The sequence below is a fragment of the Streptomyces sp. NPDC044002 genome (assembly GCF_056434525.1).
This window is the reverse complement of the sequence record NZ_JBWKEZ010000003.1, coordinates 167,800-181,753: the sequence shown is the minus strand read 5'-3', so window position 1 is coordinate 181,753 and position 13,954 is coordinate 167,800. Positions and strand designations below refer to the sequence as shown.

Genomic DNA, 13,954 nt, shown 5'->3' with positions numbered 1-13,954 from the left:
AACACCCCCTCTCCCCACGGGTTTCCGCCGGCCCCCCCCCCCCCCCCCCCCCCCCCCGGCCCGGCCCCCGCGTTCGCCGCGGAGGCGCAGGCCAAGGGCGGCGAGCGCTACCACGCACCCGCCGAATGGGAGCCGCACTCCGCCTGCGTCATGGCCTGGCCGTGGGACAGGAACGTCGGCTGGGGCGGACTGCCCGTCGGCGTCTGCGCGTACCTGGGCGTCCCCCGGCAGCCCGTGGACGGCGGGCGAACCGGCCGACGCCCCGGCCCTCGCCCAGTTCGCCGCGCTCTTCCCGGGCCGCCAGGTGGTCGGCGCGCCGGCCCGCAACCTCGCCTGGGACGGCGGGGGCGTCCACTGCGTCACGCAGCACGTCCCGCGCGTGCGCCAGAGGGTGTCCGCGAAGTCCCGCCTGCCCCGCGACGACCACGGACCGTCAGTCGGTGATGATCACCTGGAAGGGCTCGCGGTCGAGGATGCGGGCAGACGTCACGGCGGCGGAGACTTCCTTCCTTCCCGCCCCCTCGTTCTGCTCCTTGGTGACGTGGGAGCGCACACAGATGGCGGTGGCCTTGTCGCCCCGCATGATCCTGACGTTCGCGACATCCCACGCACCGGCTACCTTCTGGGGGAGGATGTCGACGCACATGGACCCGGGTTTTCCTCCTTCCACGGACATGGCGAAGGGGAACTCGTCACACTGGTCATCCGGAACCAGAAGGTTGTCCCTGACGAATCTGGGGGCGTAGTCACAGGTGACGGTCCTCTTCTTGTCCGTGTCTCCTATGGCGTCGCGGTGCAGGGGGTTCTTCTCGGTGCCGTAGTTGTTGGTGGGGTTGCTCAGGTTCTTCTGCGCCCATTCATAGGTGACGGCGGCGGCCCCGTAGAGCGACTTGCGTATCGTCACATCGGCCATGTGCCCTTCCACGATGCAGCCCGGCCATCTGGTGACCTGGTCGTCACAGCGCAGGGAGGGGCCGGCCTGGTCCACGTTGACCGGGGGCTGGGGTATGCCGCCGCCGAGGATCCTGCCGTCCAAGTGGTAAGAGGGCCGTATGTTCGGCGCCTTGCTGCCCTTGCCGACAGGAGAGCTGTAGCCGAGCACCCCATCACTCTTACCCTTGCCCTCTTCACGCAGTATCACTGGCGAGCCGCCCCAGGCGGGTCCCTGCGTCGTGCATATGCCGCTGCAGGTGGAGCTGACGGCTATCGACACGCCGTCAGGCATGTTGTGCATCTCGACGGCCACGACGTGGACCCTCTCCTGCCAGGCCGCGTTCGGGGTCTCCTTGATGCCGGAGCTGATGAGGATCCCCACGATGGCTTCGCCCTCGACCTTGTTGTCCGCACCGAGGCGCTTGTATCTGGCTACGCCGCGTACGCAGTAGGCGAGGCGGTTGGAGACGACCGCGGCGGGGGAATCATCGACGCAGAGCTCTTCCGGGGTGCGGCCGTCGTGCCGGCTGCCGCCGGGGCCGGCGGCCCGGGCCGTGGGCACGGCCGGCGGGGCCGTGCGGGTCATGCGGGAGACGACCCAGGCGGGGGCGGGTCCTGCCTCAAGACAGGACCACGCCGTGCCCCGGCGCTGGGGCTTTGAGCCGGGTGCGGTCGCCGTGCACGTGCCGTGGCCTTCGGGGGCCGCCCGGTTCGCGGCAGGGGCGGCGACGGCCGGCGAGCCGGTCAGGGCCAACAGCGTTGCGGTCAGCGCGAGTGAGGCAAGCACCGCCAGGAGTGATCGCAGGCGTTTCAACGAGCGTTCCTTCGCGTGGAGTTGACATGGCCTGGTCCAATCGTGGACCGGACCCGCACGCTACAGCCCGCGTCGAAAGGGCGGTAAGACCCCTTACCGGTCGCTTCTGGCGCATTGTGATCTCCCGCCTGGTCCTGTTGCCGAACTACTGTCGGCCGGGCCAGAGCCACCGACCACCGGCCCGACCAAGCCGGAAGAGCAGGGGGAAGACAACAATGCGCGGTAAAAACTTAGTTGGCCGTATACGCGGATCCGTCACCGCCGCCGTCGGCGCCGCCGCCGCGCTCAGCACCATGGGCCTGGCCGGCGCCCAACCGGCCGCAGCCCAATCAGCCACCGCCGAGGCCTCGGCCGTCGCCGCCGGGCAGGCATGCACGGCGGCCGACCTCGGCAAGCGCCACCCCTTCATCAAGACCAGCGAAGTCACCCCCACGGTCACCCACTTCAAGGGCTGGTACGTCACCCAGGGCACGACCGGAAGCCACTCCGTCACCACCAGCACGCAGACCACCATCTCGGTCTCGGTGGGCCTCAACGCCAACATTCAGGGCAGCTTCGCCGTCGAGGCCCTCGGTAGCGTGGGCGCGGCTCTGGGCCTGAACGTGCAGGTCGACTACTCCTCCACGTCCAGCGTGTCCGACACGGTGAACTGGAGCTTCTACCAGCCCGGCTACTACGGCGTGTACAAGGGCACCAAGAAGGTCACCGGCACCTACGGCAGCCTCAACTGCAACCGCGTCCAGCAGAACGACGGCCGTTGGGCGCTGAAGTGGATCGAAGGGGCCGACACCGGCACCTACACCACGTACACCGCACTCGAGGAAGGCGCGGTGCGCTGCGAGGACAAGGTCCCCGCCAACAGCATCATGGCCAAGGCTCAGGGCCTGTTGGACTGCGGCTCCCCCGCCGCCACCGCGAAGCACCCGGCAGGTCCCGTCCCCTCGGCCAAGGCCGACCAGGCCAAGCACGACGCCGACAGCGCGGCAACAGCCGCCCAGGCCGCCCAGAGCATGAAGGCCACCCAGGCCGCCAAGCCCGCCCCGCGCGCCGCCCTGGACTGTCGGCCCGGCGCCTACAAGATCGACGTTCCCGGCAAGCCCCTGAACTGGAGCGCACCGCTCCTGGCCAACGACGGCATCCGCCTGCGCGAGTCCACGTTCTTCAGCGCCCACCTGGACAACTGGCGCCTGTGCAACGTGACGGAGACCAACGGGGTCATCGAGGCGTCCCTGTGGAACTGGGGCAACGGCGGATGCGCGACCGTCCCGGCGGACATCGCCAACCAGGAACAGGCCTACCTGACGACGGCCGCCTGCGGGGAGGACGACCTCCAGCGGTTCTACATCTACCGCGACGTACCCGGCAGCTCGAAGATCGGCGTACAGAACAAGTACACCGGCTCCATGATGGGCCACGACCGGTACGCGGACGGGGAGCTCATCCGCCAGTACTCCAGCGGCAGGCAGGACGGCACGGGTACGTACACGATGACCGCGGTCTGACGGCCCCCGCCCCGTGAGCACGGCCCCGCACGTGAACACCCGGCCTCCCGGTTCCGTGCGGGGCCCTGCCCTTCACTTCCCGGTTGGTCACCGACCCGTCGGACAGACCTAGCCCGCGTCCGCCGCCCGGCGCATCTCGGCCACGTCCAGCTTCTTCATGCGGAGCATGGCGGCCGTGGCGCGGGCGGCGCGGCCCGGGTCCTCGTCGCTGATCAGGTCGATGGCACCGGGCGGGATGACCTGCCAGGACAGCCCGAACCTGTCCTTGACCCAGCCGCAGGCGGACTCCTGGCCGCCGTCGCCGGTCAGCGTGTCGTAGTAGTAGTCCGCCTCCTGCTCGTCGGAGCAGTGGATCTGGAAGGAGACGGCCTCGGTGAAGTGGAACTCGGGTCCGCCGTTCAGGGCCACGAACTTCTGGCCGTTGATCTCGAACTCCACGACCAGCACCGACCCCGCCGGCCCCGGGCCCGCCTCGGTGTAGCGGCCGGTCCGCAGGATCCGGCCGTCCTTGAAGACGGACAGGTAGTAGTCGGCGGCGGCTTCCGCTTCGCCGTCGAACCACAGGCACGTGGTGAAACCCTGGGTGGTCATGACTGCCTCCGAGCGGTGGGGTGGGGCGGCGGGAACGCCGTCCCTCACATACAGACCGGTCCCGCGCCCCGAACTCATCGGGGGCGCGGGACCGGTCTGTACGTTCACCCGTGCGGGCTACATCCCGAGCATCCGGTCGACGACCTGCTCGGCGGCCCGGCCGGTGTCGAGGTCGCAGAACTCCACGCGGAAGGCGGCCCGCGCCTCCGCGTACTCGGCGCCCAGGGCGTCCGCGTCGCGCACGGCCGCGATCAGGCTCGCCGAGTCCGACAGCAGCGGGCCGGGGGCCTTCTCCTCCAGGTCGAAGGTGAAGCCGCGCAGGGTGTCGCGGTAGTGCTCCAGGTCGTACGTGAACAGCAGGATCGGCCGGTCGGTCAGCGCGAAGTCGAAGAGCGCGGAGGAGTAGTCCGAGACCAGGACGTCGGCGACGAGCAGCAGATCGGTGGTGTCGGGCCAGCGCGAGACGTCGACGACGAAGCCGTCGCGCACGCCGTCGCGGAGCTGCTCGTTGACCCGGTAGTGGCCGCGGACCAGCAGGACGTGGTCCTCGCCCAGCTCGCGGCGGGCCGCGTCCAGGTCGATGCGCAGGTCGAGCTTGTAACCGCCGGAGAACCCTTCGCGGTTCTCGCGCCAGGTGGGCAGGTAGAGGACGACCTTCTTGCCCTCCGGCAGGCCGAGCCGCCGCCGGACCTCCGCGATCCGCTCGGCGTCCGGACGCACGAGGGCGTCCGTACGGGGGCTGCCGACCTCGACGACCTCGCCCTTGTAGCCGAGGGCGCGCTGGAGGACGGGCGTGGCGTACGAGCTCGGGGAGGCGAGCAGCGTCCACTGGGCGCTGTCGTGCTCCAGGCCCGCCAGCACCTCGGGGCTGGTGTAGTAGTCGTGCGTGTAGTCGTAGCCGATCTGCTTGATCGGCGTGCCGTGCCAGGTCTGTACGACGGTCTGGCCCGGGCGGCGCAGGAAGTGCGACGGCACGCTGTCGTTGACGACGTAGTAGCGGGCGCGGGCCAGGACCTCCCAGGCCTCCAGGCTGTCGTACTGGACGGCGCGCGCGGTCGGCGGGACCTCGGCGCGGCCGTCGCGGACCAGCCACACGTGGTCCAGCTTCTCGCCCCGGCGCACGAGCTCCTCGTGGATGGCGCGGGGGGAGTCGCCGGCGGCGTGGCCCTGGAAGGTGTCGTAGACGACCATGTCCTTGACCGGCAGCCGGCGCTGGGCCGGGTAGGTCTCGTCGCGGGCGATGCGCTGCGCGTGGCGGGAGCGGTCGTGCGGGCTGATCAGCGGGTCGCTGACCAGGACCATGCGGTCGCGCAGGCGCGCCTCGACGCGCATCCGGCGGCCCAGGACCGTGACGGCGTACGGGCCGGAGTTCACGGCGGGCGCGATGAGCTGGACGGGCGCGCCGCGGTCGACGCCGAGGAGGCCCGCGGTGGTGCCGCCCTGGGCGACGGGGCGCAGGGTGGGCCACCAGCGGCCGGCCGGGATGGTGGTGCGGCCGGCGTACGGCTCGGGCAGCACCGGCTCGAAGGAGGCTTCGAAGCGGTCGCCGTCGCGGGTGACGGGGTAGCAGAACTCCGTGCCGTGGTGGTCGTGGAAGACCAGCTCGTACGCCTCGTCGGCGTGGGCGTCCGGGGCGTGGAAGACGCCGGCCAGGGTCAGGGTGCCGTCGTGCGCGGTGACGGTGTCGACCAGCGGCGGGGTGGGCTGGACGGAGAGGACGAGGTGTCCGGTGGCGCCGCGCTTGGCGAAGACGGCGCGCTCCCCCGCGGTGCCGGGCAGCGGTGCGACGAGGCCGGCGAAGCCGCCGCGCTCGTCGTGGGCCAGGGGGTGGCGGGTGCCGTCGGCGCGGACCACCGAGAGCTCCCACGGCTCGGGGGTCCAGACGCCGGGCTTCGTCTCGGCGGCCGGGACGGCGGCCAGCTCGGCCAGCGGGACGGCCGCGGTGAAGGCGGTCCGGCCGGCGGCAGCGGCGCCGCCGGTGGTCAGCGGGACGCTGACGGCGGTGCCGGTGCGGGTGTGCTGGGCGTGCAGGGTGGCGCCGGCTCCGACCTCGGCGGCGAGTTCGCCGACGAGTTCCAGGGTGCCGTCACCGCGGCGGACGTCCAGGACCCGGGCCCGGACGACCTCGACGTGGACGGTGAGGGAGCCCGCGACGGTCGGCAGGATGCGGACGTCGGGGGTGGCCCAGTAGGCCGGCGGGGCCATGCCGCTGTCGTGCTCGCCGCCCTTGAGGCGGGCGCGGTGCAGGCCTCCGGCACCGGTGACGGCGATGGAGGTGGTCCAGATCCCGTCGTTCCACTTGCCGCCCGACTGGAAGACGGTGGGGTCGACGATGGCGGTGAACCCGGCCCAGTCGGCGTGCCGCAGGGCGAGGTGCGCGGTGTTCACCGTGGCCATCGGGGAGGCGACGGTGCGGGTGCTGACGACGGTGCGGCGGCGCTTGCCCTGCTCGCGGAAGACCAGCACCTTGCGCGAGCCGAGGCGGCTCTCCGCGCCCATGTGGCCGGGCACTGCGTAACCGCGCAGGTAGAGCTTGCCGTCGCTCCAGACCGCCTGCTCCAGGCGGCTGACGACGCGGCGCTCGCGCGTGCCGAGGGTCAGCAGCTTGGGCGGCACCGGGGCCTTGAGGAAGGGGTAGTCGGCCTGCGGGCGGGCCAGTCCCTTGACCGGGACGCTGTAGCTGAAGGCGCTCTGGTGGCGGGTGAGGGCGATGAACTCCTCGACGCGGCCCTCGCGGGCCAGGTAGGCCTTGAGCCGGTCGGCGACCGTCAGCTCGGACCACGGCTCGGTGCCGATCTCCCGGATCAGGCCGCCGACCTCCTTGACGAAGGCGGCGCGGAAGTCGGGACCGCCCTCGCCGACGTACTTGTAGATGAGGGGCAGTTCCTCGCTGAGCACGTTGTGGTCGTAGTCGCGCAGGTAGCGGGCGTACTTCTCGCCGGACTTGGCGAGCAGGGCCTCGCGGACCAGCCGGACCGAGGTGACGCGGTCGATGACGGAGACCGGGTCGGTGGAGCGCTGGGTGATGGAGCGCTCGCCGGTCTCGCGGACCCGCCAGTGGTAGACGACGTCGCTGATGACGTCGACGCTCTCGGCGAAGTAGTGCGCGGGGATGCTGACGGGGGCGTCCTCGTAGAGGATGCCCTCCGGGTACTGGAAGCCGTGCTCCTCCCAGAAGCTGCGGCGGTAGACCTTGTTCCACGCGGTGCGGTCGGTGACCAGCGCCGGGAACTTCGAGATGTGGGTCTTGGGCCGGTCGTTCGCGAAAGCGACCCGGTGCCCCCACGACTGCTGCATGCCGACGGACCGGAATCGGGTGACGTTGCCGGCGGCGAAGTCGGAGCCGGTCTCGTCGAGGGAGTCGATCATCCGCTGGTAGGCGTACGTCGGCATGGTGTCGTCACTGTCGACGAAGGCGATGTACTCGCTGCCCGCCGCCGCATGGCGGAAGCCAACGTTCCGCGCGGCACCGAGGCCGGCGTTCTCCTGGAGGACCACCCGGAACCGCTTGTCACGCTCAGCGAAGGCCTTGGCGATCACCGCACTGGTGTCGGTGGACCCGTCGTCGACGATCACGACCTCGAAGTCGGCGAACGTCTGAGCTGCTATGGATTCCAGGCACTCGTCGAGGTAGAGCTCAACGTTGTAGACGGGTACGACGATGCTCAGGCGCGGGGGCATGGGTGACGGGTTCTCCAGCGTTTTTGGCTTTATCGACGGGTTTGAAGATCAGCTGATTACAGCATCTTACTCTGTAACAGGATGATAAAGTCAGCCCATCTCGGACATATCCCCTGGTCCGCCGGGGCGGACGGCAAAGAATTCCACCGCCCGCCACCGCGCCGTCACGACCCCGGGGCCGCGGTCAGATGTCCAGCTCGGCTTCGATCTTCTTCAGCTGGAGCCGGGCCATCGCGAGGTTCGCCCGGCTCCGGTCGAGCGCGAGGTAGAGGAAGAAGCCCTCGCCCGCACGCCCCTTCAGCAGCCTGATCAGGTGGTACTGGTTGCCGAGCGTGATCAGGATGTCCTCGATCTCGTCCTTCAGGCCGAGCATCTCCATCGTACGGACCTTGGCCCGGACCACGTCCGTGTTGCCCGCGGCGGCCACCGAGAGGTCCAGGTCCTTGTTCCCCCCGACGGTGCCGAGGGGCATGCCGCTGCCGTAGTCGACCAGGGCCGCGCCCAGGGTGCCCTCGATGCCGGCGGCTTCCTTGAGAGCGGTCTCCACGTTGATCATGTAATTCTTCCTCTTTCCGCAGTGGCCCGTACCGATACGGGTCGGGTGATTTGCTTTCGCGTACTGCCTGTGTGCTGTCGAAGAACGTCAGGGACGGTCCGGCTCGCGGCCCGGGGGCGCGGCGCCCGGGGGCTGCACCTCGGCGCCGCGGCGGCCGAGGCTGTGGTCTATGAGCTCGGTGATGCGCAGGGTGGAGCGCCGTGCCTCCAGGTGGAGGCGGCCGACGTTGACGCGCGGCTCGGCGATCAGGGTGAGGACGGCCGCGTCCCCCGCGGCGTAGGTGGCGACGTATCCGTGCTCGCCGCGTACGAGCAGCTCGCGGAAGCCGCCCTGCCCGGTGCAGTCGCTGAGCCGCTGGGCCACGCCGAGGGCGGCCGCGGTCAGGGCCGCGAGGGATTCGGCCTCGCCCGCGGCGCTCTCCTGGGCGAGCACCAGACCGTCGGCGCTCGCGGCGAGGACCCCGGTGAGCTGGGGGACGCGGGCCCTCAGCCGCCGGAGTTCGGCGAGTATGTCGGCTTCTGCCCCGGCGGGCACCATCGGCGGGCTCATGTCGGCCTTCCTCTCTTCGGGCCGCCGCTCCTCGGGCTGCCTCCGCTCGGAGCGGTCGGCTCGCAGGACCGGTCGGAGCGGGAGCCTCACAGGCTTGCCTCCAGTGCGTCGCGTAACCGGCGGAGCAGTGCCACGTCCGGGGGTTGGACCTGGGTCATCCAGTCGGGCAGGGGTTCGGGGGGCGGCGGCGCGGGGACCGGCGCGGCCGGCTGCGGGGTCTCGACGAGGCCGGCCGCGGCGAGTCTGCGCACTTCGAGCAGGGTGTGGAAGGCCGGCCGGCCCAGCACCCACGCGAGGTCGGCCGGCGTCCGCACGCCGTCCGCCTGTTCGAGCAGGATCCGCTGGCGGGCGGTGACGGTCTGGCCGGGTGCGGCCGGGCGCGGCACCACCGGGCATATGTCGAGCAGCGGGTAGGGCCACACCGAGTCCAGCAGCTCGCGGCGGCGGCAGGTCTCCCGTTCCACCGCGGCCGCCGGGACGGAGCGGAGGGAGCCGATCCAGTGGGTGGCGCCGCGGCGGAACCGCGAGGGGCCGCTGCCGGGGGAGAGCGCGAAGAAGGCCGCGTCGAAGATCGCCGCGAGGTGGCAGATCTCCAGTTCGCCGCCGGCCAGCCGGCCGTTGTCCACGAGGAAGCGGCCGACCTGGCGGCGGGCGCCGGCCTCGTTCACGGCCTCGGTCCAGCGCTCGGGGGCGAGGCCCCCGCCGGTGGTGAGCAGGACGTCGAGGCCCGGGGTGGAGGGGCTCTCGGCGTGCACGACGCGGCCGTCCTCCAGGAAGAGGGTGCCCCGGTCGCGCAGCAGGGCGCCGGTGGCGCGTTCGGCGGCGAGCCGGGTGAGCAGCGGGGAGACCGCGGTGGCGGCGGTGGCGGCGGTCATCTCAGGACCAGTCCTTCGGCGAGTGCGCGGAGTCGGTGCCGGGCGAGGGCGAGGTTGCCGTCCGTGCGGTCGAGCCACAGGTGCAGGAAGACGCTGCTGTCGAAGCTGGTCTCGACGAAGCGGAGCACGTGGTAGCCGGTGCGCGTGGTGACGATCAGGTCTTCCACGGGCGGGCCGGGGGCCCCCGCGTCGTCCGGGCCGGGGGCGAAGGACTCGTACTCGGCTGCCGCCCGGGCCAGTTCCGCGGTCTCGGCGGCCGTGGTCTCATGGTCTCCGACGGGCGAGTCCCCGGCGGTGCCCAGGGCCAGTCCGCTGCTCCAGTCGACGAGCGCGGCGCCCCGTGCACCGGGCAGGGCCATGGCTTCGAGCAGGCATTCGTCGATCCCAGGCACGCGGGCTCCCCTCCCGGCCGGACGTGCTGGTCGCACGGTCGTACGGCGTGACAGGAGGGAACTTACTCAAGTTCCACAGTGTGGACGGGGGTTCTGGCATTTTCCGCTGGAACATGCGCGGTACCGCGCGACACCTTGGCCGGAACCCGTTCGTTTTTGATCAAGCCTGTAAATCCGACGCCCGGCCGACCCCCGTCGAACGCCCGTCCCACCGGATCCGGCCAGGGCGGTCAGCCGGCCGGCCGCTCCGGAAGCAGACGCTCCACCATCACCCCAAGGAGCTCGTCGACGGGTTGAATGGGTTGCGCTTCGAGCAGGGCGGGGATGGTGAGGTCGTCCACGATCAGGCCCTGCATCGCGAAGTAGACCAGCGCCACGCCCATCCGGTCCCCGGGCAGGCCCGCGTCCAGGTGCCAGCCGATGTTCTCCTCCAGCTCCTTGGCGAGGAAGGCGGACAGCTCCGCCTGGAGCTCGGGCCTGCGGGTGGCCTCCAGGCGCAGCTCCAGCACGGCGGTGTGGACGCTGCGCTCGCGGCGGATCCGCCCGAGGAGGCGGCCGAGCAGCACCTTGGTGTCGAGGGGGCCGGCCAGTTCCTCGGGCTGGGGGGTGAGGCGTTCGCGGGTGCGGTGCAGTATCTGCACCAGCAGCTGCCCCCGGTTGGCGAAGTAGTTGGAGGCGGTGCCGGTCGGCACCCCGGCCTCCGTGTCCACGGCGCGCAGGGTCAGGCCGCGGGAGCCCTCGCGGGCCAGGACCTCGATGGCGGCGTCGAGGAGGGCGGCTCGGCGCTGCGGATTCTGGCGCATGTGCGTTCCCGGGGGTCGTGGCGGCGGGTGGGGCGTGCCCGTAAGCACTGCACCCACAGTACTCTGCGGCTGCCCGCGGACCGGACCACAGGACTCCGAAGCCTCCCCACGGCGCCGTCTCCCGTGTCACCCTGCCCGTCATGGACCGGATCATCGAGGAGATACGCGAGGACCTGAGCCGCCGGCTCGCCGTCGCGGCGGACCGGCTCACCGACCGGACGCTGACCGAGGATCCCGCCTACGCCGCCCTGACCGGCCGGGCAGAGCTGCGCGAGCGGATCCACCACACCCTCCACCAGGCCGTCGAGGGCCTGGTCCGCAGCTCCCGGGGGCTGCCCGTGGAGCTGGCCGGCGCCCGGGCCACCGGCGCCCTGCGCGCCGGGCAGGGGCTGCCGCTCGACTCGCTGCGGCGGACCTACCGGTACGGGGGGCGGCTGCTGTGGCAGAGCCTGACCGAGGCGGTGGCCGCGCACGACCGGGCCGCGCTGCCGCGGCTGCTGCCGGGGGCGGGCGCGCTGTGGGACGTACTGGACCAGATGACGGAGGCCGCCTCTGAGGCGTACCGGGTGGCCGAGGCCGAGCGGGGCGGGCGCGAACGCGAGCGCCGGGCCGCCCTGCTGGACGCGCTGTTCGACGGCTCGGGCCCGGTGGCGGAGGCGGCGGCGCAGCTGGGGCTGCCGGAGCGGGGGCGCTTCGCGGTGGTCGCGCTCGGGCCGGGCGGGCCGGGCGGGCCGTCCCGGCCGGACGGCGGGCCGGGGGAACCTCCCGGCCCCGGAGGTTCCCCCCGGCTGCTCTGGCGGGTCCGGGCCGACGGGGAGACGGGCGTCGCCGACCTGGGCCACCAGCCGCTGGATTCCCTGCGGGCGCTGCTGGCCCCGCTCGCCGTGCGCGCCGGGGTCAGCCCGGTGGTCGGGAGCCCGGCCGAGCTGGCCGGGGCCCGCCGGCTGGCGGTCCTGGCCCTGCGCACCGCCCCGCCGTCCGCCGCGCCCGGCGCCGCCCTGCTGGACGAGCGGCTCCCGGCCGCGCTGGTGGCCGCCGATCCCGAACTGGCCGCCCGGCTGCGGCGGGTGGTGCTGGGGCCGGTGCTGGAGCTGCCCGCCGAGGACGCCCGGCTGCTGCTGACCACGCTGGGCACCTGGCTGGACTGCCAGGGCTCGACCACGCAGGCCGCCCAGCGGCTGTACTGCCACCGCAACACCGTCTCGAACCGGCTGCGCCGCCTGGAGCGGCTCACCGGCCGCGCCCTCTCGGACCCGGCGCACGTGGTGGAACTGGCCCTGGCGCACGCGGCGGCGGCCCAGGCCCCCTCCCCCGCCGGGGCTACGGTGCCTGCGGCTCCCCGTGGCGGGCCGACTCCAGCAGGTACGGCACGTCGATCACCGCGACCCCCGGGGTGAACAGCAGCCGCGCCTTGAGCCGCAGCGCGTTCTGGTTGTGCAGGGGCTGCTCCCACCAGTGCCCGACCACGTACTCGGGGATGACCACCGAGAGCGCGTCCGTCCCCTCGGCGGCCGCGGCCTCCTCGACGTACTCCAGGACCGGTCCGACGACCTCCCGGTAGGGGGAGTGCAGCACCTTCAGCGGGACGCCCGGGTCGTGCTCGGCCCAGGCCTCGCGCAGCTGCCGGGCGTCCTCCTCGTCGGCGGCGACGGACAGGGCCGTGAGGGTGTCGGGCCGCAGTCCCTGGGCGTAGCCGAGGGCCTTGAGGGTCGGGGCGTGCACGTTGGCGACGAGGACGACGACGTGGTGGCGGGAGGGCATGCGGGGTCTGACCCCGGGGGCCACGGCCACCTGGCGGGCGACCCGGTCGTAGTGGCGGCGCACCCCCTTCATGCCGAGGAAGAGGGCGGGCATCGCGATGACGACCAGCCAGGCGCCGTGCGTGAACTTGGTGATCAGGACGATGACGAGGACGAGGGCGGTCATGACGGCGCCGACGGCGTTGATGGCGAGGCGGCGGTGGATGTGGACGCGTTCGGACCGGGGCGTGGCGGGTGAGGCGAGTTCGCGCCGCCAGTGCCGGACCATCCCGGACTGGGAGAGGGTGAAGGAGACGAAGACGCCGATGATGTAGAGCTGGATGAGGCGGGTGAGCTCGGCGTCGAAGGCGACGATCAGGGCGATGGCGGCGAGCGCGAGCAGGACGACGCCGTTGGAGTAGACGAGCCGGTCGCCGCGGTTGAAGAGCTGGCGGGGCGCGTACCGGTCCTTGGCGAGGATCGAGGCCAGCATCGGGAAGCCGTTGAAGGCGGTGTTCGCGGCGAGGACCAGGACGCCGGCGGTGACGGCCTGGAGCAGGTAGAAGAGGAAGTGCCAGCTCCCGAAGGTGGCGCGGCCGATCTGGGCGAGCGCGGTGGACATCGGGGTGCCGGGGGGCAGGCCCAGTTCGGTGGGGTCGGCGGCCGCGTGCACCCGGTAGACCATGGCCAGGACGGTGATGCCGGCGAACATGGTCACGGAGAGCGCGCCCATGGCGGCCAGGGTGGTGGCGGCGTTCCTGGCCTTGGGCTTCCGGAAGGCGGGGACGCCGTTGCTGATGGCCTCGACGCCGGTGAGGGCCGTGCACCCGGAGGCGAAGGCGCGCAGGGCGAGGAGCACCACGGCGAGGCCGGTGTAGGTGCCGGCGGCGGTGATCGGGAGGTGGGCGGACTCGGCCCGGATGGTGTCGCCGGTGGCGAGGCGGACGGCGGCGACGGCGAACATCAGGTAGATGACGAGGACGAACCCGTAGGTGGGGATGGCGAAGACGCGCCCCGACTCCCGTACGCCGCGCAGGTTCATCAGGGTGAGCAGCACCACGAAGCCGACGGACAGGGCGACTTCGTGGTCGCTGAGGGCGGGGATCGCCGAGGTGATGGCGGCGACGCCGGAGACGACGGAGACGGCGACGGTCATGACGTAGTCGACGAGCAGGGCGCTGGCGGCCGTGAGGGCGGCGGTCGGTCCCAGGTTCTCGGAGCTGACGACGTAGGCGCCCCCGCCGCCGGGGTAGGCGTGGCAGGTCTGCCGGTAGGAGGCGATGACGACGACCAGCAGGAAGACGATGGCGGCGGCCGCGTACCAGGTGAGGTGGAGCAGGGCGACTCCGCCGAGGGCGAGGATCAGCAGGATCTCCTCGGTGGCGTAGGCCACGGAGGAGAGCGGGTCGCTGCAGAAGATGGGCAGCGCGAGCCGTTTGGGCAGCAGGGTCTCGCCCAGGCGCGCGGTGTCGAGGGGTTCACCGACCAGCAAGCGTTTCGCATTGATTCGCCTCATTCC

At 72.1% G+C, this 13,954-nt stretch carries 11 protein-coding genes and 1 pseudogene; 3 read left to right on the top strand and 9 right to left on the bottom strand.

The genetic code is table 11. The features are described from left to right. Window positions 1–364: pseudogene (locus AC07A6_RS03900) on the top strand (agmatine deiminase family protein); the annotation flags it as partial. 69 nt (window positions 365–433) lie between these two features. Here the strand turns inward: AC07A6_RS03900 and AC07A6_RS03895 are convergent. Continuing rightward, window positions 434–1,519, bottom strand: a complete 1,086-nt coding sequence (locus AC07A6_RS03895) for a NucA/NucB deoxyribonuclease domain-containing protein (RefSeq protein WP_478775959.1) — start codon at window positions 1,517–1,519, stop codon at window positions 434–436. A gap of 443 nt (window positions 1,520–1,962) precedes the next feature. Here AC07A6_RS03895 and AC07A6_RS03890 point away from each other — a divergent pair, with 443 nt between their 5' ends. After that, window positions 1,963–3,249: a hypothetical protein gene (locus AC07A6_RS03890; RefSeq protein WP_478775958.1), complete on the top strand. Its 1,287-nt coding sequence runs from the start codon at window positions 1,963–1,965 to the stop codon at window positions 3,247–3,249. 108 nt (window positions 3,250–3,357) lie between these two features. Here the strand turns inward: AC07A6_RS03890 and AC07A6_RS03885 are convergent, their stop codons facing one another. The 7 genes from AC07A6_RS03885 to AC07A6_RS03855 all read right to left on the bottom strand — a co-directional run bounded on the left by AC07A6_RS03885 (window position 3,358) and on the right by AC07A6_RS03855 (window position 10,696). Beyond that, window positions 3,358–3,840 carry a VOC family protein gene (locus tag AC07A6_RS03885; protein ID WP_362467364.1) on the bottom strand — a complete coding sequence of 161 codons (483 nt, stop codon included), beginning with the start codon at window positions 3,838–3,840 and terminating at the stop codon, window positions 3,358–3,360. Window positions 3,841–3,957: 117 nt separating this feature from the next. Beyond that, window positions 3,958–7,521, bottom strand: a complete 3,564-nt coding sequence (locus tag AC07A6_RS03880; RefSeq protein WP_478775957.1) for a bifunctional glycosyltransferase/CDP-glycerol:glycerophosphate glycerophosphotransferase — start codon at window positions 7,519–7,521, stop codon at window positions 3,958–3,960. Window positions 7,522–7,705: 184 nt separating this feature from the next. Beyond that, on the bottom strand, window positions 7,706–8,077 hold the full coding sequence (locus tag AC07A6_RS03875; RefSeq protein WP_362467362.1) for a hypothetical protein: 372 nt from the start codon (window positions 8,075–8,077) through the stop codon (window positions 7,706–7,708). 87 nt (window positions 8,078–8,164) lie between these two features. Then, window positions 8,165–8,614, bottom strand: coding sequence for a roadblock/LC7 domain-containing protein (locus AC07A6_RS03870; RefSeq protein ID WP_386273108.1), 450 nt, complete (start codon window positions 8,612–8,614; stop codon window positions 8,165–8,167). Window positions 8,615–8,712: 98 nt separating this feature from the next. Continuing rightward, complete coding sequence (locus AC07A6_RS03865) at window positions 8,713–9,501, bottom strand: transcriptional regulator (protein WP_362467360.1); 789 nt, start codon at window positions 9,499–9,501, stop codon at window positions 8,713–8,715. Then, window positions 9,498–9,893 carry a hypothetical protein gene (locus AC07A6_RS03860; RefSeq protein WP_362467359.1) on the bottom strand — a complete coding sequence of 132 codons (396 nt, stop codon included), beginning with the start codon at window positions 9,891–9,893 and terminating at the stop codon, window positions 9,498–9,500. Before AC07A6_RS03860 ends, AC07A6_RS03865 begins: the two co-directional genes overlap by 4 nt. Window positions 9,894–10,123: 230 nt before the next feature. Further along, complete coding sequence (locus AC07A6_RS03855) at window positions 10,124–10,696, bottom strand: TetR/AcrR family transcriptional regulator (protein WP_478775956.1); 573 nt, start codon at window positions 10,694–10,696, stop codon at window positions 10,124–10,126. Window positions 10,697–10,836: 140 nt separating this feature from the next. On the opposite strand from AC07A6_RS03855, the gene AC07A6_RS03850 reads away from it, so the two are divergent. Continuing rightward, entirely contained in the window at window positions 10,837–12,093 is a 1,257-nt protein-coding gene (locus AC07A6_RS03850; protein WP_478775955.1) for an RsbRD N-terminal domain-containing protein, read from the top strand. Here AC07A6_RS03850 and AC07A6_RS03845 read toward each other — a convergent pair. Beyond that, the gene (locus AC07A6_RS03845) at window positions 12,017–13,951 is read right to left on the bottom strand and encodes an APC family permease (protein ID WP_478775954.1); all 1,935 of its coding nucleotides are present in this window, start codon (window positions 13,949–13,951) and stop codon (window positions 12,017–12,019) included. The genes AC07A6_RS03850 and AC07A6_RS03845 overlap by 77 nt on opposite strands. Between the last annotated feature and the right edge of the window lie 3 nt (window positions 13,952–13,954).